17 protein-coding genes are annotated in these 21,459 nt (G+C 66.3%); 16 read left to right on the top strand and 1 reads right to left on the bottom strand.

Annotation, left to right across the window (positions count from 1 at the left end):
- Window positions 1-112: 112 nt before the first annotated feature.
- From ACIBJB_RS03200 to ACIBJB_RS03125, 16 genes are all read left to right on the top strand, one after another.
- Entirely contained in the window at window positions 113-556 is a 444-nt protein-coding gene (locus ACIBJB_RS03200; protein ID WP_398925935.1) for a DUF6093 family protein, read from the top strand.
- Entirely contained in the window at window positions 553-975 is a 423-nt protein-coding gene (locus ACIBJB_RS03195) for a DUF6093 family protein (RefSeq protein WP_190197180.1), read from the top strand. Before ACIBJB_RS03200 ends, ACIBJB_RS03195 begins: the two co-directional genes overlap by 4 nt.
- A 134-nt stretch (window positions 976-1,109) precedes the next feature.
- Complete coding sequence (locus tag ACIBJB_RS03190) at window positions 1,110-1,454, top strand: hypothetical protein (RefSeq protein WP_398925933.1); 345 nt, start codon at window positions 1,110-1,112, stop codon at window positions 1,452-1,454.
- A gap of 4 nt (window positions 1,455-1,458) precedes the next feature.
- A complete protein-coding gene (locus ACIBJB_RS03185) occupies window positions 1,459-1,896 on the top strand; it encodes an HK97 gp10 family phage protein (protein ID WP_398925931.1) in 438 nt (145 codons plus the stop codon).
- Between the two features lie 57 nt (window positions 1,897-1,953).
- Window positions 1,954-2,388: a hypothetical protein gene (locus ACIBJB_RS03180; RefSeq protein ID WP_334556187.1), complete on the top strand. Its 435-nt coding sequence runs from the start codon at window positions 1,954-1,956 to the stop codon at window positions 2,386-2,388.
- Window positions 2,389-2,519: 131 nt separating this feature from the next.
- Window positions 2,520-3,014, top strand: coding sequence for a hypothetical protein (locus ACIBJB_RS03175; protein WP_190197184.1), 495 nt, complete (start codon window positions 2,520-2,522; stop codon window positions 3,012-3,014).
- A 17-nt stretch (window positions 3,015-3,031) separates the two neighbouring features.
- Window positions 3,032-3,613, top strand: coding sequence for a hypothetical protein (locus ACIBJB_RS03170; protein ID WP_398925928.1), 582 nt, complete (start codon window positions 3,032-3,034; stop codon window positions 3,611-3,613).
- 26 nt (window positions 3,614-3,639) lie between these two features.
- Window positions 3,640-3,945, top strand: a complete 306-nt coding sequence (locus ACIBJB_RS03165) for a hypothetical protein (protein ID WP_229864150.1) — start codon at window positions 3,640-3,642, stop codon at window positions 3,943-3,945.
- Between the two features lie 106 nt (window positions 3,946-4,051).
- Window positions 4,052-8,770, top strand: a complete 4,719-nt coding sequence (locus ACIBJB_RS03160) for a phage tail tape measure protein (protein WP_398925925.1) — start codon at window positions 4,052-4,054, stop codon at window positions 8,768-8,770.
- Entirely contained in the window at window positions 8,770-9,666 is an 897-nt protein-coding gene (locus ACIBJB_RS03155) for a phage distal tail protein (RefSeq protein WP_398925923.1), read from the top strand. The genes ACIBJB_RS03160 and ACIBJB_RS03155 overlap by 1 nt, the downstream gene beginning before the upstream one ends.
- A 15-nt stretch (window positions 9,667-9,681) precedes the next feature.
- Window positions 9,682-10,611 (top strand): hypothetical protein, encoded by a 930-nt coding sequence (locus tag ACIBJB_RS03150; protein ID WP_398925920.1) that lies wholly within the window; start codon window positions 9,682-9,684, stop codon window positions 10,609-10,611.
- Between the two features lie 57 nt (window positions 10,612-10,668).
- Entirely contained in the window at window positions 10,669-11,772 is a 1,104-nt protein-coding gene (locus ACIBJB_RS03145) for a hypothetical protein (RefSeq protein WP_398925918.1), read from the top strand.
- Window positions 11,769-14,927 (top strand): hypothetical protein, encoded by a 3,159-nt coding sequence (locus tag ACIBJB_RS03140; RefSeq protein WP_398925916.1) that lies wholly within the window; start codon window positions 11,769-11,771, stop codon window positions 14,925-14,927. The genes ACIBJB_RS03145 and ACIBJB_RS03140 overlap by 4 nt, the downstream gene beginning before the upstream one ends.
- A gap of 82 nt (window positions 14,928-15,009) precedes the next feature.
- Complete coding sequence (locus ACIBJB_RS03135; protein ID WP_398765657.1) at window positions 15,010-15,333, top strand: hypothetical protein; 324 nt, start codon at window positions 15,010-15,012, stop codon at window positions 15,331-15,333.
- Between the two features lie 40 nt (window positions 15,334-15,373).
- Window positions 15,374-16,219: a peptidoglycan-binding protein gene (locus tag ACIBJB_RS03130; RefSeq protein ID WP_398925914.1), complete on the top strand. Its 846-nt coding sequence runs from the start codon at window positions 15,374-15,376 to the stop codon at window positions 16,217-16,219.
- Window positions 16,220-16,249: 30 nt separating this feature from the next.
- Window positions 16,250-16,504 (top strand): hypothetical protein, encoded by a 255-nt coding sequence (locus ACIBJB_RS03125; protein ID WP_398925912.1) that lies wholly within the window; start codon window positions 16,250-16,252, stop codon window positions 16,502-16,504.
- A gap of 1,039 nt (window positions 16,505-17,543) precedes the next feature.
- Here the strand turns inward: ACIBJB_RS03125 and ACIBJB_RS03120 are convergent.
- A complete protein-coding gene (locus ACIBJB_RS03120; protein ID WP_398925910.1) occupies window positions 17,544-21,272 on the bottom strand; it encodes a CHAT domain-containing protein in 3,729 nt (1,242 codons plus the stop codon).
- Window positions 21,273-21,459: the final 187 nt, after the last annotated feature.

Genomic DNA, 21,459 nt, shown 5'->3' with positions numbered 1-21,459 from the left:
GAACCGGCCTCTGTCTTTAAGTATTTGGCAGAACTGCTGGCCCAAGAAGCCGGAATGTTCTCTATCGCTGGATGTCACGGCACGTCAGTTGGAGGGGACTACGCTTGAACGCATGAGCGTACCTACCGAAGGGCTGACGTTGGGGGCCGTCAGCGCCCTGATCGAACGCAAGATCCTCACCGACATCGTACGTATCAGCAGAGCGGGCGAGCCGGTCTTCAATCCGGACACAGGCCAGTACGAGCCTGGCCCGCCCGTCATCATCTACGAAGGACATGGCGGGGTCTTCCCGAACGGAGATCCCGGCATCGTCTTGCATCTGGAAGGCCAGGCGTACGTCGACGACTCCACGTCGAAGTACAAGCTGATCACGCCTCTGGACGCCCCGGTGGCCTCGCGCGAGGACACGGTGAGCGTCGTCAACGCCGCCGACCCGGCAGCGATCGGCCGTACGTGGCGCGTCCTCGATGTCGGGCAGACCTCCACTCTGGCCGTGGTCCGCACGACGTTCCTGGATCAGAACACCCAGTCCAGCACTACGGGCAGCACCTCGTGAGCACGCCGATCGACACCGAGGCGGAACGGGAGAGGCTGGAGTCGACGCTGCTGGTGGACACGGTTCGGATCACCCGCCCAACGGGAACTCCCCAACTCGACCCCTCGACCGGCCTCCTGGGGTCCGTGCCGGCGGAACTGGTCTACGAGGGACCGGGAGCTGTCCTGTCCGGCCATGGCCAGGTCACTGCGCAGCACGTTCTCGGGCGGGAATGGCTGGACGACACGGTCAGCTGGTATCGGCTCCTCACGCCGATATCGGCGCCCGTTCCCGTGCGGTACGACCGTGTGGAGGTCGTGGCCGCAGCTGGCGAGCACGCGGCGACAGCGAATCGGGTGTGGCAGGTCCTCGATCCGTCTGAGGCGTCCACGGTCGAGATCGTTCGGGTGACCCGTCTCGACGAGATCACCCCTCCGTAGACGGCTGTCGAACTGGGCTGTCACCGGATACCCGTAAACTCGGATAGGTGCCAACACATCAGAGTAAAGAACCTATCTCTCGCGGGAGTGAGCCCCTGTCGGTTCGCGTCACCGGGCGGGGGCATACCGCCGTCGTGGAGATCGACGGTCACGACGTCTCCCGGGACCTCTCTGCCTATTCGCTGGCCCACCGCGCGGGCAACGTACCGCAGATGGTCATCGAACTCTCCCCGAGATCCACGGCGACCGGTGTGTTCGAGGGCCTGGCGCACGTCGTCATCGGCGACCCGCCGAACCCTGGCCCGGCAGCGGCTGCCTTCCTGTCCGCGATCAGTCCCGCCGAGCTGGAGAAGGCTGCGCTCGACCGTCACGACCTCATGGACGGCCGACCGCACGAGCTGACCCGCGCCATGCTCGCCCTGCTGCGGGAATGGGCCCTCGGCCAGTGGGGTGAGCCGGAACCGGAAGACGGGCAGTGAGTCAGTGGCGTCCTCGCTGAATCCGCACCCCAACGTCCACCCTCTTGCGGGCGCCTACTCCAACGCGTTCCAGATCGCCGCGCAGCTCGACGCCAGGGCGGCGCGCACTCTGCCCGAGGTCACCGCCACCGTCCAGCACTACGCGATGCTGCTGGAGACGAGGATCAAGGCCAAGGCCAGCGGCAGGCCGGGCCCCAACGCGCCCACGGGGGACTACCGGCGCTCCTGGACGCACGAGGTGTCCACGGACGGGTTCACCGTCACGGCGGTCGTCGGCACGAACAAGCCCCAGGCACGACGCCTGGAGTACGGCTTCGTCGGCGCAGACAGTCTGGGGCGCATCTACAATCAGCCGCCCTACCCGCACGTCGGGCCAGCTGTCGAGGAGATCCGGCCGCTGTTCATCGCCGCGCTCGGCGACACGATCGATGACGACCTGTGAGTGACCGCCACGCCACCGGGCGACAGATCACCACCCCGCAGAAGAAGAGGAGGAGTAGTGCCCGTCTCCGGCAGAGAAGTGTCGCTCGCGATCCAGAAGACACTGGCCACAGCAACCGCCCGAAGCTGCGGGTACGGGACTGCCCCCACGGCATCAAGTACGCCCACCGGCGCCACGATCCCCTACAGCGTCCTCTACCCGCTGGGCGTGACGACGAGCGGCCCGCCCTACGGTGACGGCGACGCTGACGCCCGCGTGCTCGTCCAGGTCACCTCGGTCGCCTCAACCGCCGAACAGGTCGAGTGGATGGCCGACAAGGTCCGCACCGCGCTCCTCGCGCGCCTGAGCGGGGCCTACGTCAACACCATCACCATCACCGGCTACGTCGTGATCGACCGTGAGCTGGACAAGGAGGAAGGGATGTCCGTCAGTGGTGGCGTATACAGTTATGTGCAGCGGTACGTCCTCACTGTGACCACTCTCGGGTCCTGACGTTCCAGCTACCTCACCGCGGAGGCCTCCTCGCGGACGCCCGGCCACCCGGCACGGGCCGATTCCCCCCTTCATGGGGACCGGCCCGGCGTGTGCGCTCCGGAACACCGGTTCCCGGAGAGCGAGAATCAGTGTCACAGCAGCGGTTCACCCGTCGCGGCACCACGAAGTTCTACTTCCTGAAGGACATCGCCGCGAAGGACCTGATACCGACCCGATCGGAGCTCGGCGGCACCAACGGAACCGACCTCTCACCGGCGATCAGCGACATCGAGGGCTTCGCCGTCGAGAACACCCCGATCGACACCCCCGACCTGGCGACCGAGTTCACCGGCAACATCCCCGGCGAGGACAAGGCGGACAACTCCAGCCTCACGTTCTACGAGGACAAGGTCAGCAACGACCTGGAGGTGCTCCTGGCCAAGGGCACCGAGGGCTACGTGGTGATCCTCCGCAAGGGCGACACCCCGGGGTCGAAGTCCATGGACATCTTCCCGGTGCGCGTGGGCTCCCGGTCGAGCACCTACACGACGGCCGCCGAACCGGCCAAGTTCAAGGTCAGCTTCAACGTAACCGACAAGCCCATCCAGGACGCGCCCGTCCCGGCCGCGGCGACGAGCGTCTGATCGGGCGGGGTTGCCGTATGACCACGTCGTTTGTTGAGCCGCCCGCCGAGGCCGTTGCCCGCGATCCGCACTGGGCCGCCAAGATGGCTCGGCTGCGGGCGCGTCGCCTTCCCGAACGTACCGTCTCCTTCCTCGACGACCAGGACCTGAAGCAGCGAGTGACCGATGCGGCGCTCGACCTCGCCAAGGCCCGTACCAGCGCACTGGGCCGAGCCTCTGAGTTGGAGGTGCCGGCCGACCAGCGGGAGACATGGGCGGACGCTCAGCCGGATGTGCTGGCCGCTCAGTCCACGCTGGACGACGCGCGGCGGGCTCTGGTGTCCGGAACCCTCACGCTCACTTTCCGGGCCTTGCCGCGTCCCGTCTGGGAGCAACTGCTGCGCGAGCACGCGCCCACCGAGGATCAGGCCGACCTCGGGCACGAGTACAACGTCGAGACGTTCCCGGCCGCGCTCATCGCCGCGTCCTCGGTGGACGGCATGAGCGAGGCAGAGGCCCAGGAACTCCTGGACAGCTGGAGCGATGCGGACGCCAAGGCCCTGTTCACGGCGGCACTGCTGGTCAACCAGACCATGAGGGCCGACCTGGGAAAAGGCTGATCGCCGACGACCAATTCCGGGCCGAGATGGAGCTGTGCCACGCCTACGGGATCCCGCACTCGCAGTTCACGGGTGCGGGAGACGGCAGGTGGACGGCCCTGGATCGGGCGAAGGCGATCGCCTACCTGGCGTACCGGCGCAGCGTGTGCGAGACCTGCGGGACACGGGCGGCGGAGTGGGACGAGGACCAGGGCGGCGACCGCTTCGCGTACGTGGCCGAGCCCTACCGCTGCGTGGGCTGCGAGGTCATCGAGATGGAGCGCGAACACATTCCTGATGGACCAGAGGGGCGGGGGCTCAAGATCGGGCTGAGACCCAGAGAGGCGTCCTGACGTGGCCGGTGCCTACACCCTGTACGTCAACCTGCTCGCGTCGACCGGTGGGCTGTCTACCGGACTCCGACAGGGAGCAGCCCAACTGCGCGCATTCGATGGTCAGTTGGACGGGACAGCCACACGGCTGAACCAGGTACGCGTCGCCAGCGACAACCTGGCCCGTGCTCAGGCCGCCGCGTCGGCGCAGATGGTGCGCTCCCAAGCCCAAGTGGCCCAGGCGGTCCAGCGGACGACCGCAGCACAGGAGCGCGCTCGGCGCGCCCAAGCGGTGGTGGCGGCGACAGCACGCCGTGCCGCGGCCGAACAGGCTGCGGTGACGGCCGCCGCAGAGCGCGCAGCGCGCGCCCAGGCGCTGGCGCAGACGATGACCGCCCGCGCCCAGGCCACGGTCGGCGCCGGAGCGGCGGCCGCCGCTCGCACAGCCGCAGCAGCCCAGACGGCCGCCGCTCGCGCCACCCAGGAGCACGCGAACGCTCAGCGGCGGGCGACGGCCGCGCAGACCACAGCCACGCGTGCCGCGACTGTCGCCGCGTCGGCCGAGGCCCGCGCGACCTCAGCGGTGCGGATGCGTGACGAGGCACAGGCCGCCGCAGCCCGCAGTGCGCAACGGCAGGCGCAGCAAGTCGCGCGGGCGGAAGCCCAATTGGCGGCAGCACGCAACGCCCAAGCCGCGCGAGCTGCTCAGAACGGACTGCTGATCGGGGCGGCGCTCGGCGTCGGCGTGGCGCAGGCCATCGCACTGGAGCGGGCGATGGCCAACGTACTGACGATCTCCCGGCAGATCACGTCCGAGAACGTCGGTGCCTTCACCGACCAGATCGTCGAGCTGTCCACCCGTCTGCCGCAGACCGCCGAACAACTCGCCGAGGGCCTCTACCAGGTGGTCTCGTCCGGCTTCGACGGCGCGGACGCCATGAAGATCCTGGAAGTCGCAGCCCAGGGCGCCGCAGCGGGCCTGACCACGTCGGAGACGTCCGCACGAGCCCTGCTTGGCGTGCTCAACGCGTACGGGATGACCGCGGCCGACGCCAGCGACGTCATGGACGTGATGTTCCAGACCGTCAACTACGGCGTCATCTCCTTCGAAGAGCTCGCGCAGCAGCTCGGCGACGTCGTACCTATGGCCGCGGCGGCCGGCGTGGAGTTCGACGACATGAGCGCCGCGCTCGCCGCGATCACCCTCACTGGCATCCCTGCGGCCGAGGCCGTGACCGCCCTGAACATGCTCCTCACCCGGGTGATGAAGCCGACGCAGGACCTCAAGCAGGCGATCAAGGACCTCGGATACGAGTCGGCAGCCTCCGCCGTCGAACAAGACGGCCTGTACGTGGTCGTGAACAAGCTCAACGGTGCGGCGGGCAACACCGCCGAGGGCATCGCGAACATGTGGAAGGACATCCGCGCCACTCGCGCGGCTCTCGCCCTGGCCACCGCTGGCGGACAGAACTACGCCAACACCTACGCGGGCATCGCCAGCGAAGTGGCGCGCGCTGAAGCCACGCAGAAGGCGTATGCCCTTCAGACCGACACCGTCACAGGCCAATGGCAGCTGGCTGCCAACCAAGCCCGTGCCCTCGCCATCGACCTCGGCCGCGCCCTGCTGCCTGTGCTCAAGACGATCGGGACCGCAGTCCACACCTTCGTCGGCACCATCGAGGACCTGCCCGGTCCGATGAAGTCCGTCCTCGCGATCGTTGCTGCGTCCGTTGCGGGACTGCTGCTGCTTCGCGGCGCTTACCTGAAGGTCACCGCGCAAGTTGCCGCGTTCCGGTCGGCCCTGGCCGCCGCCCAGACGGGAGGCGCTGTAATGCCTGCCGTGCTGGCCGGCACGAGTCTCGCCGTCACCGGCCTCGCCACCGTCCTCACCCTCGGCATCGCCGGCTACGCCGCCTACACCGCCTCCAAGCAGAAAGCGAAGGACGCCACCAACGAACTGGTCCAGGCGCTGCAGCAGGAACGCGAGGAGGCGGCGACCGGCGTCAGCATCAACAAGCTGTACGACCAGCTCACCTCCGACGGCGCGTTGAAAGACCTCGAGAAGGTCGGAATCGGCACCACTGAGGCCATCGACGCGATCACATCCGGCGGAGCGAAGCTGGCCGCACTCCAAGACCGGCTCCAGCAGGACTCCTACGAGTACGCCCGGAAGGCCAGGGCAGGAGAGGAGCCCGGCGACTACGAGAGCATCACCCAGTTCTCGCGGGCGAAGAAGGTGCTCGAAGAGCGCCACAAGATGTGGTCCAACGCGGTAAAGAAGGAAGCCGAGATCGCGGAACAGAAGGCGATCGTAGAAGCGAAGATCAAGCAGCAGGCCAAGTCCAGCGGCGGCATCTTCGACCTGTTCTCCCTCGCGGACATCGACCGCACAGGCGCCCCGCAGATCACCGACGAGATGAAGGCACTCGCCGAGGCCGTCGGCGATGCCGTCGACCCGTCCCGCGCCTTCAAGGACGCCCAGAACGACGCAGCCGAGGCGATGCGGAAGGCGGGCAAGGACGCCGACACCGCGAAGGTGAAGCTGTCCGACTACGTGAAGGAGCTGCGCGAGCAGCTCCAGGCCCAGCGGGACTTCCAGAGCAACCTGTCTGAACTGGCCGTATTCGGCTACGACGACCTCGCGGACCACTTCGCTGAACTCGGGGTGGACGCCGCGCCCATGCTCGACGAACTCGTCGGTCAGCTGAAGAAGGGCAAGACGAGGGTCGCCGACGAGCTGCGCGACATCGTCACCGAGGACGCCGAGCGATCCACAGAGGCATACCGGCTCGGCCTGCAGAAGACCGCCGAGATCACTGAGAAGTACGGCAAGGAGATCGGCCGCGCTTGGGCCGAAGCATCAGAGCGGAACGACCCTGCCGCATTCCAGAAGGTCACCGAGCAGATGGCCATGATCGATCTGCGGAAGGCCGTGAAGAAGTCCGTCGGCGACGCACGCGGTGAGTTCGACCGCGGCATGGACCTTCTCGCTGAAGTCGCCAAGCGGAAGGGGAAGGACGCCGCCGGTGCCTTCCAGGACGCCCTTCTGTCGGGTGACACCGAGCGTGCCATGGACTCCCTGAAGAGCATCTGGGGAGCGGACGTACCGATCGATGCCCCCGACTTGTCGAAGGTGGTGGCCGCGTTCTCCAAGGCCGGGAAAGATGCGAACGCCGAATGGTCCGGCGCTCTCGATCTCATCCGGCAGGTCGCTGCCACGAAGGGCACCGAGGCCGCCGCCGCGCTGACGTCAGCTCTGCTGTCCGGCGACATGGCTGCGGTACAGGCACAGCTCGAGGCCATCGGTCTGTCGGTCCAGAACATCCCGGGCACCAAGTCAGTCACGGTCAACGTGACCGCGAATCAACCGCCGCCCGTGGTGGTCCCCCTGTTGATCAAGCGGCAGGCCACGTCTTGGGACCGTGATGCCAACGGTGTTCCCGACTCGATCCAGGCGCCGAGCCAACAGGCCAACGGCTCCATCCTGGAGTTCTATGCCGGCGGAGGCCTCCGCGAGAACCACGTCGCGCAGATCGCCCGGCAAGGGACGTGGCGAGTGTGGGCCGAAGAGGCGGCAGGGCCCGAGGCGTACATACCTCTCGCCCACAACAAGCGCCGTCGATCACGCGCGATCACTGAAGAGGTCGTACGGCGCCTCGGCGGCAAGGGCGTCGAGTGGTACGCCGACGGGGGCCTGACCGGCTTCTCCTACAGCCCTTCCGGCTCCACAGAACTGGTCTCCATCTCGTCGATCCGCTCGGACTCCATGCGCACCGTGAAGAAGGGCAAGAAGGAGACCGAGGTCTTCGACCTGAAGCTGTTCGAGAAGAACCTCGACAAGGCGGTGAAGCGAGCCCAGCGGTGGCGCAAGGACCTCGCCACCGTCGCACGGCGCGCCGGACAGGACGTCGCCGACGCCTTGGAGGCCATGGGCGAGGACGGAGTCGAGCTGACCCACAAGATGGCCACCGGCAGCTCCAAATACGTGAAGGAGATGACCAAGGACCTGGAGAAGCTGGGCGTTGTCGTACGAGCCACCCTGTCCGACTACACGGCCCAGCTCAAGCAGGCCGTCAAGGACCAGGCTGCCTTCGAGAAGAACCTGTCCAAGCTCACGGCCATGGGCTACGGCGACCTGGCGAAGATGCTCGCCGGACAGGGCGACGAGGACGCGGAAGACATCGCCGCAGAAGCCGCCAAGTCCCCGAGCAAGGCCAAGAAGGCCAACACCCAGGCCAAGGCCGCCTCCAAGGCTGTACCTGACGAGGACCTGCCTGACCTCGTGGCGATCATCTCCGCCGTCACCTCCAGCAAGAGCGGGATCCACGACGTCGCCGAGAAGACGCAGCTGGACGAGGACCGCATCATCGAGGTCGCCACCCTCGGCCGGACTCGCATCAAGGATGCCCTGGGGAAGAAGGCCACCCGCTTCCTGGCCGATCTGGACAAGGCCAACAAGCAGATGGCATACGAGAACGGCGGCATCCGTGCCGGCCTGTACGCCACCAGCAACGGGATCATCCGCTTCGCTGAGCCTTCCACGGGCGGAGAGGCCTATCTGCCGCTGGGCCTGAACAAGCGGCGCTCGGCGACCGCCGTCCTCAAAGAGGTGGCCGACAGATTCGGCTACCGGCTCAGCCCGAATGGCGACAGCGGCTTGGTGCGGCTTGTCGACGCTCGTCCGGCCCCGGTCCAAGTCGTCATCGTCCGCGAGGAGCGGCCCGCTGCGCTCGTCGGCTCCATGCCGGTCACCGTCAACGGCGGGGGCGACGCCAAGTCAGCGGACCGTGTCGGCACCGAGATCATGCGGCGACTGCGAAACGCCCAGCGAGGAGGCCGTATCTGATGGCGACGATCACTCAGGCGTGGCAGGTCGACTTCGCGGGCGTCCTCATGGGCCCCGGAACGCCCTATCCGATCAGCGAGATCACTGGTCTAGGCACGCCTGAAGTCCGCTCTCAGGACGTCGACTTGCCTACGGAGGATGGCTCGTTCCCTGGCGTGGACTACTACAACGCCCGCACGGTGACGATAGAGGCCGGCATCCGTACTCCGGGCGACCCAGAGGCTGCCGCCGACGCGCTCGCCGCACTCGACCAGGCAGCCGCCGACCCAGCCGCACGGAAATCTGCGGGCGCCTTGCAGACTCTGCGGCTCTGGTGGCCCGGCCGCGACAGCACCAAGCGGCTCTACGGTCGCGTCCGCCGAGTCGAAGCCGTGTCCATGGCCCGAGCGATCTTCGGCTGGATTCCCGTAAGCCTCGAATTCGTGGCTACCGACCCGCGCTGGCACGGGGAGCCCGAAGAACAGGTCACGCTGCCGCTTGCTCTGACAGGAGGGTCCGGCTTCAAGGCTCCGGTCACCGCGCCGGTCACCACCGGTGTGGCGGACCCAACCGAACGCAAGGGCTGGGTCAGGAACGACGGTGACCTGCCCGCCTGGCCGTCCCTGAAGATCAAGGGCCCCGTCGTGAACCCCCGCATCTGGATAACCGAGACCGGGCGGGTCCTCGACCTCTCGCTGACTCTCGGTGAGAGCGACACCCTCCAAATCGGCACCCGCCCCGGCACTCGCTGGGTGCTGCGCAACGGCAGCAACGCCGCGTACGCCCTGTCCGCCGCATCCCGTCTGGACCTGTTCCAGATCCCGCCGGGAACCAGCGAAGTCCGGTGGACCGGCGCGGACTACACCAACTCCACCCGCCTCACGGTGTCTTGGCGTGACGCCTACACCGCCCTGTAAGGAGAGCACCCCCAGATGGCACTGATCCAGCCACCCATGCTGACCCACGGCGGTACTCATCCCGCCCGGGCCTTCCGGATGATGGTCCGCGACCTGGCGCGTGGGAACCAGGGCGTGACCGAAGGGAACGACCTGAAGGTCAGAGAGTTGTCCACGCCCGGTGCCGGCGTCCGTGTCGGCGACGGCTCCGCCGTGGTGCGAGGAGCAGCCTGGGGACAGGGCTCCTACACCCAGTACAACGTGGGCGACGCCAGCGTGCCGATCGCACCCACCGGCTCTGCTGGCCGATCCGACCTCATCTGCCTGCGCGTCGAGGACCCCGAGTACGAAGGCAACCGTGACCCGGCTGCCGATGACATCGGCTACCTCCACGTCATCTCGGGCGTCTCCGCCTCGACGAAGACGGTCCCCTCCGGCATGACGGCGATCCCCCTGGCCCGCCTCGACATTCCGGCGAACACCGCCACCATCACCAATGCCATGATCACGGATCTACGGCAGATCGCGAACCCACGCCGCGAACGGACTCTGTACACGGCCTATCCCGGCTCCCTGAGCCGACTCACCGCACAGAACGGCCAGTGGTACAACTGGCCAGCTGCGGCCCGCTGGAAGGTGCCGATCCCCACGTGGGCGACCACGGCGAAGGTCGTGGTGACCCTCGCAGGCCTGCGGCTGTCGGAATCCGACGTGTTCGCCTACATGCAGACCGTCCTGGGCACCGACTATGGCCAGACAACCTCCATCGACGACGACCAGGGCAACAACATCCGCCGCAACACAGTCGTCCTTGCCGACACCATCACCCTGACTGCGGCGCTGCGCGGCACCACCCAGGATCTGTACGTACGCACCCAGCCCTCCAAGAGCGAGTGGGGCAACCTCGGCGTCGATGCGGCCACCTCGCTGATCGCCGACGTCGAGTTCACTGAAGGCGTTCTCTGACACGACACCGGCAGCACCACCACACCATGGCGCGGGGGAGAAGCAGGAACGCGCCCGATGGCGTCGCCGTCGTACCGCTATCTCACCACCGACGCACTTACCAACAAGGTCCTCGCTTGGGATCTCCCCCTTACTGGCGTCGAGTTCGGCCCCGCACTCTCCGCGACCGGCAGTCTGACCGGAGCTGTCGAACCCCGCCTCGCCCACCTGGTCCGCTCCCAGCTCGACCCCGGCAACACCAAGATCTACGCCGAGCGTGACGGACGACTGCTGTGGGGCGGTCTCATCTGGAGAGCCGACCCCGAAGGCCAGCAGTTGAACATCGAGGCCTCTGGCTGGGGCTCCTACCCCTACCGGCGCTACGACCTCCATGGCCAGCTCAACGGCCGAGGGCCCTACACCTACGCCGACCCCTGCAAGGTCATCCGCGACGTGTGGGCGTACTGCCAGGAACAGCCGGACGGTCAGCTCGGTATCCAGGTCGACGACACCACCTCCAAGGCCACCATCGGCACGCCGGAGGACCCCTACCGAATCGACTGGTGGGACACCCCCTCTCTCGGCGCCGTCATCGAGGACATGGTCGCTGTCGAAGGCGGCCCCGAGTGGACCGAGGAAGTCACCTGGAAGAACGGCACCCCGCAGGGCCGCGTACGTATCGGCTGGCCCCGGCTCGGCCGCCGCCGCACGGACATCCACTTCGAGTCCGGCGTCAACATCATCAAGGCCGTCCCAGTCGAGTACGACGCCGACAACCTCGCCCAGGTCGTCATTGCCCTCGGCGCTGGTGAAGGCCGCAACCGGCGCCGCGCCGTGGACGCCGTGCGCGACGGACGGCTGCGACTGGAGCACCTCCTCGAGGTGCCGGCGGAGAAGGCCAATGACCGGTTGGCCGCCCGCGCCCGCAAGGAACGCATCTCCCGCCAGGTCATCGGCGAGGTCACCGAGATCACCATCCGGGACCACCCCTCCGCCCGCTTCGGCGCCTGGCAGATCGGCGACGACGTGCGGGCACGGGTCCACGACCAGTGGACCGACTTCGACGCCTGGTGTCGGATCGTCGGCTGGCAGATCCGGCCAGCCTCTGGCGAGGATCCTGAGCAGGCCGTCATCCAGCTGCAGAGAGCGGACCGCTTCACCTACGGGGGAGGCACCGCGTGAGCAGCGAAATCGCCCGCCTGGCCGCCCGCGTCGCCGCTCTGGAGCGGCAGCTTGCCCGCACCACCCGCACTGCGCGCATGGCGTACTCGTCGATCGAGGACGGTGCGATCGAGGTCTACGACCAGGACGGCAACCTGCGCGGCAGCATCGGCATGCAGGACGACGGCAGCGTCGGCTTGATCGCTCATAACGGCCCACCGCCTCCCACGCCCACAGCGCCGACGGTCGAGGCAGCCCTGTCCGGGTTCACCATCACCTGGCCAGGAACCTGGACGGACGCGGCGACGGCACCTCTGGACCTGGCCGAAGTCCAGATCCACATTTCAGCGACCGCAGACGCCGAGCCGGACACGAGTCGCCCAGTGGCCGCCTTCTACACGGCGGTCGGCGGCACCGTCACCATCGCCACCGACACCTACGACACGGTGTGGGTGCGCCTGATCGCGGTCAACACTTCTGGCGCGGCCGGAGAACCCTCGAACGCCGTACAGGGACAGGCCCGCAAGGCAGTACCGGACGATCTCGGCAACGCGATCATCGACGAGACCAAGCTCGCGCGAGGCGCGGTGACTGACGCCGCGCTCGCGCTGGGGGCCGTCAACTCAACTGCTCTCGCTGACGGCGCGGTGCTCGCCGAAAAACTCGCCGCCAATTCCGTCACGCTGGGGAAGCTCGCCAACGGCGCGGTCACCCTTGGCGCGTTGGGTGGCGCACTGGCAGACACCGCCAGTCAGCGCCTCGTCGACGGGATGGGCGAGGCTGCGGCCTGGCAGACCACTGACCAGAGCACCGGAGCAGCCTGGACGCATCTCTCTGGCGTCCCAGACGCACCCACCGGCCAGACCGTCGGCGAGGCCCGCGGGTTCATCCGGCTGCGCGGCACGACTCTCGTGCCGTACGAACCCGGTGTCCTGTACCGGATCAGCGCCCGCATTCGCGCCACCGCCCAACCCGCCTCCGGCCCTGACTCGGTGTACGTCGGCGTGCTCGGCATCGGCGCGGACAAGACCACCCTCGTCAACCGCACTGGCGCCGACTCCTCCAACAGCCACTACTACGTGGGGGCCTCCGCACGTTCGCTTCCAACGGCGGACGGCTGGGTGACGATCGTCGGCTACCTCAAGGATCGGGCGGCGTCCGGCGCCAGCGGATCAGCCGGCCCCAACAACGACCCCCGCTCACCTGGAAACGTCCACGAAGCCGTCCGCTACATCACGCCCTACCTGTGGCTGAACTACAGCTCGATGAATGTCTCCGGCTCGGCGGCCGTGATGCAGGTCGACGCCGTCGCCATCGAGGCGCTCAAGACCGGCGTAGTCGATGCCACCAACCTGGTGAGCGGCTCAGTCACCGCCGCTGCTCTCGCCGCTGATTCAGTGATCGCTGGAAAGGTCGCGGCCGACGCCATCACAGGCCGCGAGATAGCGGCGAACTCGGTTACGGCCTCCGAAATTGCGGCCGCATCGATCTCCACAGACAAGCTGGTCGTCGCAGGTGGCACAAACACGTTGAGCGACCCGTCGTTCGAAGGCGCTTACACCGCGGCGATCGCCAAGAACGAATGGTCTGTCGTCTCCGGCGGCAACGGCTCCGCGAAAGCCCTCCGGGTCGACGCGACCGCCGCTACTGCCATCACACGGTCCCTCTGTCTCACCACCCTGCCGATCTTGAGCGGAGAGCAGCTCTACCTCGCTATCGACGTCAACGCGTCCGCCGACTGGGCTGGAGCGGCGCTCAAGTTCTACGCCCGGTGGTTGGACGGCACGGGTGCCACAGTCGGCTTCGGCGTCGCGCAGGTCGACGTTCCAACCCGCGGTTCATGGCAGCGACTTTCCGCGATGGTCACTGCGCCGGCGAACACCACCGCGGCCACCGTCTGGGTGGAGTCGTACCAGTCGACAGCTGGCACAGTGCTATGGGACAACGCGGTCGTTCGCCCGGTCGTACCGGGAGTACAGATCGCCGACGGTGCGATCAGCACGCCCAAGCTCCTCGCCGGAGCGGTGACAGCAGAGAAGATCACGGCCTTGGCTGTCACGGCCGAGAAGATCGCGGCCCTTGCCGTCACCACCGACAAGCTGAACGCGCTGGCCGTGACCGCAGACAAGATCGCGGTCAACGCTGTCACGGCAACGAAGATTGCCGCAGGGGCGATCGAGGCCACCCACATCAAGGCTGGGGCGATCACAGCGGACAAGCTCGATGCCGACGCAATCAACGGCAAGAGGATCAGCGGCGCTGTCATCACCGGCAGTACCCTGCAAACCGCAGCAAGCGGACAGCGCGTTGTCATCAGTCCGGGAAACACCAACCCGGAGACTGGATCTGTCGAGTTCTATTCGGGCAGCGCGAATGAAGCAGCTCCGGCTGAGCTCAACACGGCCATTGCCTACGGCTCAGAAGGCTCCGTTTCGTACGAAATTCCCAGCGTCTCCCTCAGTGCCCCCAGGGTGAGCGGCACCAGCCAGGAGACGGGACTGTTCCTGCAAGGGCTCGTACCGGGCTATTCGGGGTCCGTCTTCAACCTCTACGCCAACGAGCTGAGTGGCAACGGAGTTGCGTACATCAATGGCTACGGAGCCGACACGTCCGCTGTCGGGTCATCCATCGAGCTGTATGTCCGCGACGCACCACCGGACTCGGCCCGGTCCTCCGCCAGGCTCACATCCAGCGGATTCGCCGTCGACCGCGATCTCAGCGTCTACGGAAGAGCGCAGGGCCGAGGGTTTGTCACCCAGCGGACCCTGACCACGAACGTCACCTTCTCCAGCGCGGAGACGGCCGTCATCACCACCGGCAGCATCACATTCAAGGCTGGCCGCGCATACCGGATATCGATTTGGGCTTTGCACAGTGCGGCGAGTACCAGCTATGCGCTGTACCGGATCCGGAAGAACACCGTGTCGGGAACGATCTACAAGGACCAGATACGGGTCAACAATCTGCAAGGGTCCTCAGCGAATACCGCTATTTCCATCCAGACCATTCTGACCAACACCACCGGCGGCGATGTCACAGCCGCTCTGTGCTGGACGGGAGTTCAGGGAGGAGTCGCGCAGACGTGGACGGTTGCCGCCAGCAGCAGCAACACGGCCTACCTCCTGGTGGAGGACTGCGGCTCAGCCGACGACTACACCGGCCAGGCCATTACCTGACCGGCCCGAGCACGGCGATCCGGGTCTGCCCCGCGTCTCATAGACTGATCTCCAGCGGCGCGGGGCTGCCGAAGGGAGCACCGTGTCCGAGCCGCAAGGGCAGGACCCCACGCCGTGGGAACTGCTGCGGGCCATGCAGCAGATGCGCGACGACTTGCGCTCTGACTTCGCTGCCCTCGGTGCGCGGCTCGCCGAGATGGTGACGAAGATCCAGTACGAGGCCGATCGCAGGACAGATGAGCTGCGGATCAAGGCCGTTGAGGATGACATCGCTCAGATTCAGCGCGAGCGGGATGCCGAGCGCCAAGACGCCCGCGGGGTACGCCGGTTGGCACTGACCGCTCTGATCGCCCCTGTCGTGGTGGGGGTGATCGTCGCGGCCGTGACCGGCAAGCTCGGACTGTAGGCTCAGCACAGCAGGCGCGGGGGAGAACTAGGAACGCGCCATGCCTGATCTGTGGCTGCCGGGAGCCGAACGGCACCCGCTCAGCGACACCGCACCCACCGACACCCAGTACGACCCCCGCGTGATCTGGCACATCACGTGGGACAAGAACGCCTCCGCCTCCAAGCCCGCCGCCCTCGTACCGTTCGACAAGCTGGTTGCGTATTTCACTGGCGGGGGCAAGGGAGTCGCCCCGCACCTCCTGTGGGATCCGTTCACGGGGCGGATCGCCCAGTTCTATCCGGCGAACAGTCGGGCCAAGGCACTCGTCGACGCCGCTGGCGGTACTCGCACCAACCGGACCGGGCGGGTCTGCCTGCAAGTCGAGACGCTCTTCTTCCCCTACTGCCGGGTGAACTCGAAGACGTACGCCACTGTCCGGGACACCCCTGCCAAGGGGCTCGACAAGATCCTCACCTGGGCACGGAGCTGGGGTGTGCCCGACGTCTGGCCGATGGGCACACCGACTTGGAAGGCGAACCGCAACGAGCACATCTGGGAGACACAGGGCGGGCACTACGGCCACGGCCAGACTCCCGAGAACCGGCACACCGACCCCGGTCCGATGCCGAAGTGGCCCGGTACCACGTCGACGCCCAAGCCGGGGCCGCCGGCATTCCCCGGCCGGAGCGCGTTCGGCCCCGGCAAGTCGAACGCCTCGATCCTCCTGCTGGGCCAGCAGCTAATCCGACGAGGCTTCGGCAAGCACTACCGCGTCGGCCCGTCCCGCGACTGGGGCGAGGCAGACCGCCTCAACGTCGCCGACTTCCAGCGCGCCCAGGGCTGGACCGGCACCGACACCGACGGCTACCCCGGACCCCAGACCTGGCGCCGACTGTTCTCCTGACTCTGCCCTCAGCCCAAGGAGCAAGACTCCATGAACTTCTACACCTCGCTGGTGCGCACCGGCGTCCCTGCCGCAGTCGGCTGGCTCGTCGCTGTGGCACTGCGCTACGGTCTCGACCTCAACGCCACCGCAGTCACGGGCGTTCTGACGCCGGTCGCCACCTTCGCGTACTACGGTGTGTTCCGACTCGCCGAGGAGCACCTGTCGCCGCGCTTCGGCTGGCTGCTCGGCTACGCCCGCCCGCCGAAGTACGAGCGGACGCCGCTCACACTGCCGCGCGCCTGACCCACAATGCGGGGCCGTCGAGCGGCCCAAGAGTCAGTAAGGAAGAAGGCCCTCGCCCGCGGGGGCCTTCGACTTCTTGGAACCTCACATTGACGCGCTCCCGAGCCGTAGCACGCGTGTCTGACTACCGTCGAGACCTTCAGCGTCGGCGGATAGACCATGCGCCAGTGATTCTCGCCAGACACCCAGGGTGACATCTTGAGCGATCCGACGGCCGGGTACCTGCCTCTCGTCGATCCCACCGGAGGCGTGTCGCCTCCCCACTCCGATCTCCACGGCCGAACCCTGACTTGAGGCCGACACCCCCCAGCACGCATGCGGACGGGCCCGCGGAATGCCATGGCCTAGGAGCTGATGAGTGGTATGACGCTGAGGGGTGGGGTAAGTCGCGCTCGGTATCGGCGGATCCCGAAGCGGCGGTAACGGATCTCGGCGGCGAGAAGGACTTCGGCTGTGTTGTCTAGGCTATGGCTTGTTTCCACCAGGGCGTGTAGGGGGTGGTCTCCGATGAGCGGGTATCGCGAAGTCCCGCGGAAATTCCAGGAGGGTGTGGACTGGGATTCTCCGTGGCCTTGGACGATCCATGGATCTGAGTCCTGTGGCAACTGACCGGTGTATCCCAGCTCGGCAAGTCCCCCTGGAAGGCGAGCCGTCAGATTGATGGTGCTGGTACTGGGACCGTTGTGCAGTGGTCGCATGCGCCTGCCGGGGTCGATTTTACGGGCCTTCGGAGGAGTCTCCGAGGCGTTGGCGGCCTTGAGGGACAAACCGAGTGACGCTGAGGTGATCACGCCTGGGCTGCTCTCTGTTTCCGGGTGGAACGTGCAGACCAAGATGAGGTGCCGGTATGTCCGTTCAGGCGCGCTCGCGGTGGCATAGCTGTACCAACTGTCGGGCACCAGGCTCTCAGTGACGGGCAATACGTCCCATCCAAAGGAGAGCCGACCCTCCACGTGTCCGGTCGCGGGAGGGCTGCCGAGAGTGCGGTCGGGAAGCAACGCGACATCGTGGAGAGGGATGGGGCGCAGAGGTGACTCGGTCATGAAGATCCTCCGTGCGGGGGGCGAGAGCGTCCCTGAATGAAGGTGAAGGCGCCCCAATCGCGGTAGTGGGGGTAAACGGACCTGCAATTTGCTTGAGCCCGGTGAAATGCCTGCTCAAGCTCATTGCCTTCAGCTATAAGGCTGTGCAACGTGCTGAAGAAGTGCGTCGCTGGCTCTGGATGAACAGGCCAGAGACAAGCGACGATGGCTTCGGCTCCCGCGAGCAGAAAGCCGGCTGTGAGACCGCGTGGGTTGTCGTTGACGTCGAAGCTGCCCAGGGCGGACTCGCAAGCGGCGAGGGTGACCAGGCGCACCCCGCGCAGATCAGCAGTGAGAATGTCATGGGCAAAAACTCGACCGTCATCTTCGTCGTCGGCAGAGAGATACAAGCAGCCGAACCAGGGCGCGGCCACGTCCTGGACTCCGTGGGCGGCAATATGGATCACATCCGCAGTTGCCAGCTCGGCAAGCAGACGTTCGCGTGTGGCGGCGGGTCCCGTGATAGCAGTCGTGCCGGTTGCTGATGCGACGTCAGCGGCATGTTCATTCAGAATTTCCTCGCGAGGGAGGCCGAAGGGTTCTCCGCCTTCGGCGGAGGCCAGCACAGCAAATCGGGGAGGCCGGAGTGCTGCGTCAGAGGGACGGAGAGCGGCCAGTGTCGGGATGGTGGTGACGATGAAATCGTCCGCGATAAGGCGTCCACCGATGCTGTAAAGGTGGAAAGGCAGGTGATGCAGCGGCCCGTGCGGCCACAGGACCAGGCGGGTCTTGCCCGTGGCGCGCCACTGCGGTAGCTGCTCTGCGAGGTTGGCGAAGACCGCATTGCGGGCCAGCAGTTGCGCTCCTTCGGGGGTTACGTCGTGAAAGAGAGGGTCGTCTGTGACTGCCTGCCGCACCTGGGTGACCGTATTGGTGAGATAGTGGCGCAGGCCCTCAGGTGGCACTGCGCTGGCGACGTGGTCGTCCACGAGTACGAGCGCCGAGGTGAACTGCTCCCGGGTGATGGCCATTACGGTGTAGGTTTGCTCCGCCCCGGGCGTGGCCGGCATGAACCAGCTGATCAAGATGGTTTGGTCGTCAACTCGGTTCTGGATTTCGTCCCACACCATCTCGGTGGAACTGGTGTCCAGTTCGGGCGATGCCAATGAATTGTTGATCATTTGGTCGATGTGGCGGCGCAGATTCTGTTCTATGGCCGTAGCCATGCTGGCCGTTGACGTCTCGCCTGGCATGGTGAAGCTCATGGAGCCATCGGGGTCGCCAGCCGATGGCCACGACTCGTCTTCGGCAGTGAACGGGTTGGTGTCCTGGCCGGATGAGTCGGAGATGTTTCTCAGCAAGGTCATCTCATGGGCCACGGCGGCCGGGAAGGCGAGTTGGCCGCGTTCAGCGTAGGAGTAGAAGTCAGCTCCCTTGGCGGCGTGATGCAGGGCTAGTTCGATGTCGGGGTGAGTCAGGGGGTAGTCGGCGATGCGAAGCAGCGCCGTGTGCGTAAGGTCACGGGCTGCCACCGTCAGCCCCAAGTCACGCATGGTGTGAAGGCTCGGCATCCCGATCGCGATCGCGCCGACGATATGCATCAGAATCTCATGGTCGCAGGCTGCCAAGCGAACCCTGAGCTCGTCCAGACACAGGCGGGACACACTGAACTGTCCAATGGTGGCGTAACTGACGGCGGCCTGCAGCAGATGAAAGGGGGCTGCCGGATAAGGAGGAACGACGATGCCGGTTTCTCCGGCCTGGTAGTGCAGATCCGCACTGAGCAGGGTCCAGCAGCCCACGCGCTCCTCGGTGAGCTGCGTCTGTGTGAGGAGAATGATGCCGAGGTCTGGTCGTCCCTCGGCGAGGGCATGCGCAGCAAGATGAAGTTGAGCTTCCTCCAACTGAGAGTCGGTCCACCGCTCATTCCGAGCCTGCTTGCCATACTGCACGACCAGAGCGTCGAGTGAAGCATCCCGGCCGGGACATGAGGTGCGGTCGTCAGGCAGACAATGCAGGCTCGCCTCCAATGCCTGACGGGCGTGGGCATCGGCTACTGGTTCGGGCATCTCGTTGGACCAGGCCAATACGCGCTTCAGAAGTGGGCGATCGCCCAACAACTTGGCTGCTTCAATGCCTTGAGAAATCACGGCACGTGTAGTTGCCTCGCCGAAAGCGTCGAGGGTTTCCTGGCAGGACCGTTCGAAAGGCAGCTGGACGATGTCGGATGGCAGCGGCTGTCGGAGGTGAATGAGGCGGAGTAGATGGAGCCAGGCCGGCAGGTCCGACTCCAGGTCGATGTGCTCGTAGGCGTCTCTCAGCATGTCCCAGATGCTGTCCGGGGGCAGGGCCGCATCGATGTTGTTAAGCCAGTACTGGGTCTGGGTCCGACTTGCCAAGGCGCGCCCGCGGAGGCCACTCTCTCCCAAGTCAGCAGCCTCCGCGAGCCAGCCATCAGCTTCCGAGATAAGGGATGGCCACGCACGAAGGGGTGACGAGTGCTCGGACTGTGCTTCACAGTAATACTCCGCCAAGCACTCAGCCTGTCGACAGCTCATCAGGCTGGGGTTCAAGGCGGCGTACATGTCGCCGGCTAGTTCCAGATGCCCCAGCAGCGCCAGTCGCAACCGGGCCGCGTCGATGAGTGCGGAGGCGAGTTGTTCGGGTCGGCCGTGTCGGCGCTGATAATCCACTACATGAACAGCAAGTTCGTCCGCATCGCGGAAGATGTCCGAATCGTGGCGAGCGGACAACACCGCGGTGGCGGCAAGGACGTTCTGGCTGGCCGCGGGCAACCACAGAGCGGAGTGTTCCGGCCCGCCCCGTGAGTCTCCGACAGCGGTCACCAGCCTCGTGTACCAGTAGATGTGCTCTGCCGCATTCTCCAAGTCGAGAGGATTCCTGCCGCCGAAGAGCTGCACCAACAAGGCCTCGTCGCTGAGCCACTCACCCAGCTCCGGCACATCCCTCAGAGCATTCATGTTCCCGCACACACGATCACTGGCCTGGGCGAAGGTGAGCACACCGTCCTTCACGAGCATCGCCAGCTCGGAGAATCCACTCACGGGATCATGGAAGACGGTGAATCGGCCGCGGGTCTCACTTGCCTCGCGTGGCGCCGCGTCCCGGCTTGCACTCCGCCGCGGAGCGGTACCCGCTTGAACGAACTGAATCATCCCTCCGGCCAGCCGACCATGCGCTGCCCTTGCCGCCGTCGTCTCTTCGAAGTCACTGGTCAGCCGATCATCGAAGACATCGGTCACTAGAAGGAGAACGCGACCGGTGCTCTCAAGGGCGGCGAACCATCCCGGGGGCGCGTCAAGCTTGAGCCCGTAGACCCACGCTGGGTCTGCGGGCGAGGCGATGCGAACTGTCAGCGGTTCGCGCTCATCCAGCTCTGCCACCCAGCCATCCAGCGTGTCCTGCTCCCATACCTCCTCCGAGAAAGTCGACACAGACGGCAATCCCGCCCTCATCGCCTTGGCGAGCAGGCTAGGAGAGTGACCGGTGAGCCACCCCATCGGCCACAGCACCGTTGTGCCCAAGATGATGCCGGCCTGGATGACTCCGTCCCACTGCTCTGTGAAAGCAGCCCACTTAACCTCATCTACGTCCCGCACGATCCCCCCGGTTCGTATGACGGGCAGCCAGAGGACGACTCCCCAGCTGTGCACGAAGAGTACGCCGGACGGGGAAGCATGGGGGTCGAAATACACCCTTTCGGGGAGGAAATCCGAGTTCCTCATGCAACCGCAGGCTTTGCTGTGTCAGTCGTCACCGCCCACTTCGGAGAGAAGCGCGTCTGTGCGACATGATCGCGCAGCCGGGATCCGCAGGCCGTGGCGATCAACGGGCCGTTGGATTCCGGCAAGCTCGGGCGACCCGCAAGGGCAGCCCGTCGAACCGCTACACGCTGGGCGGGACATTACCCGC

Source organism: Streptomyces sp. NPDC050759 (genome assembly GCF_044456945.1).
Classification (GTDB): domain Bacteria; phylum Actinomycetota; class Actinomycetes; order Streptomycetales; family Streptomycetaceae; genus Streptomyces.
This window is presented reverse-complemented; position numbering and strand designations above follow the sequence as displayed.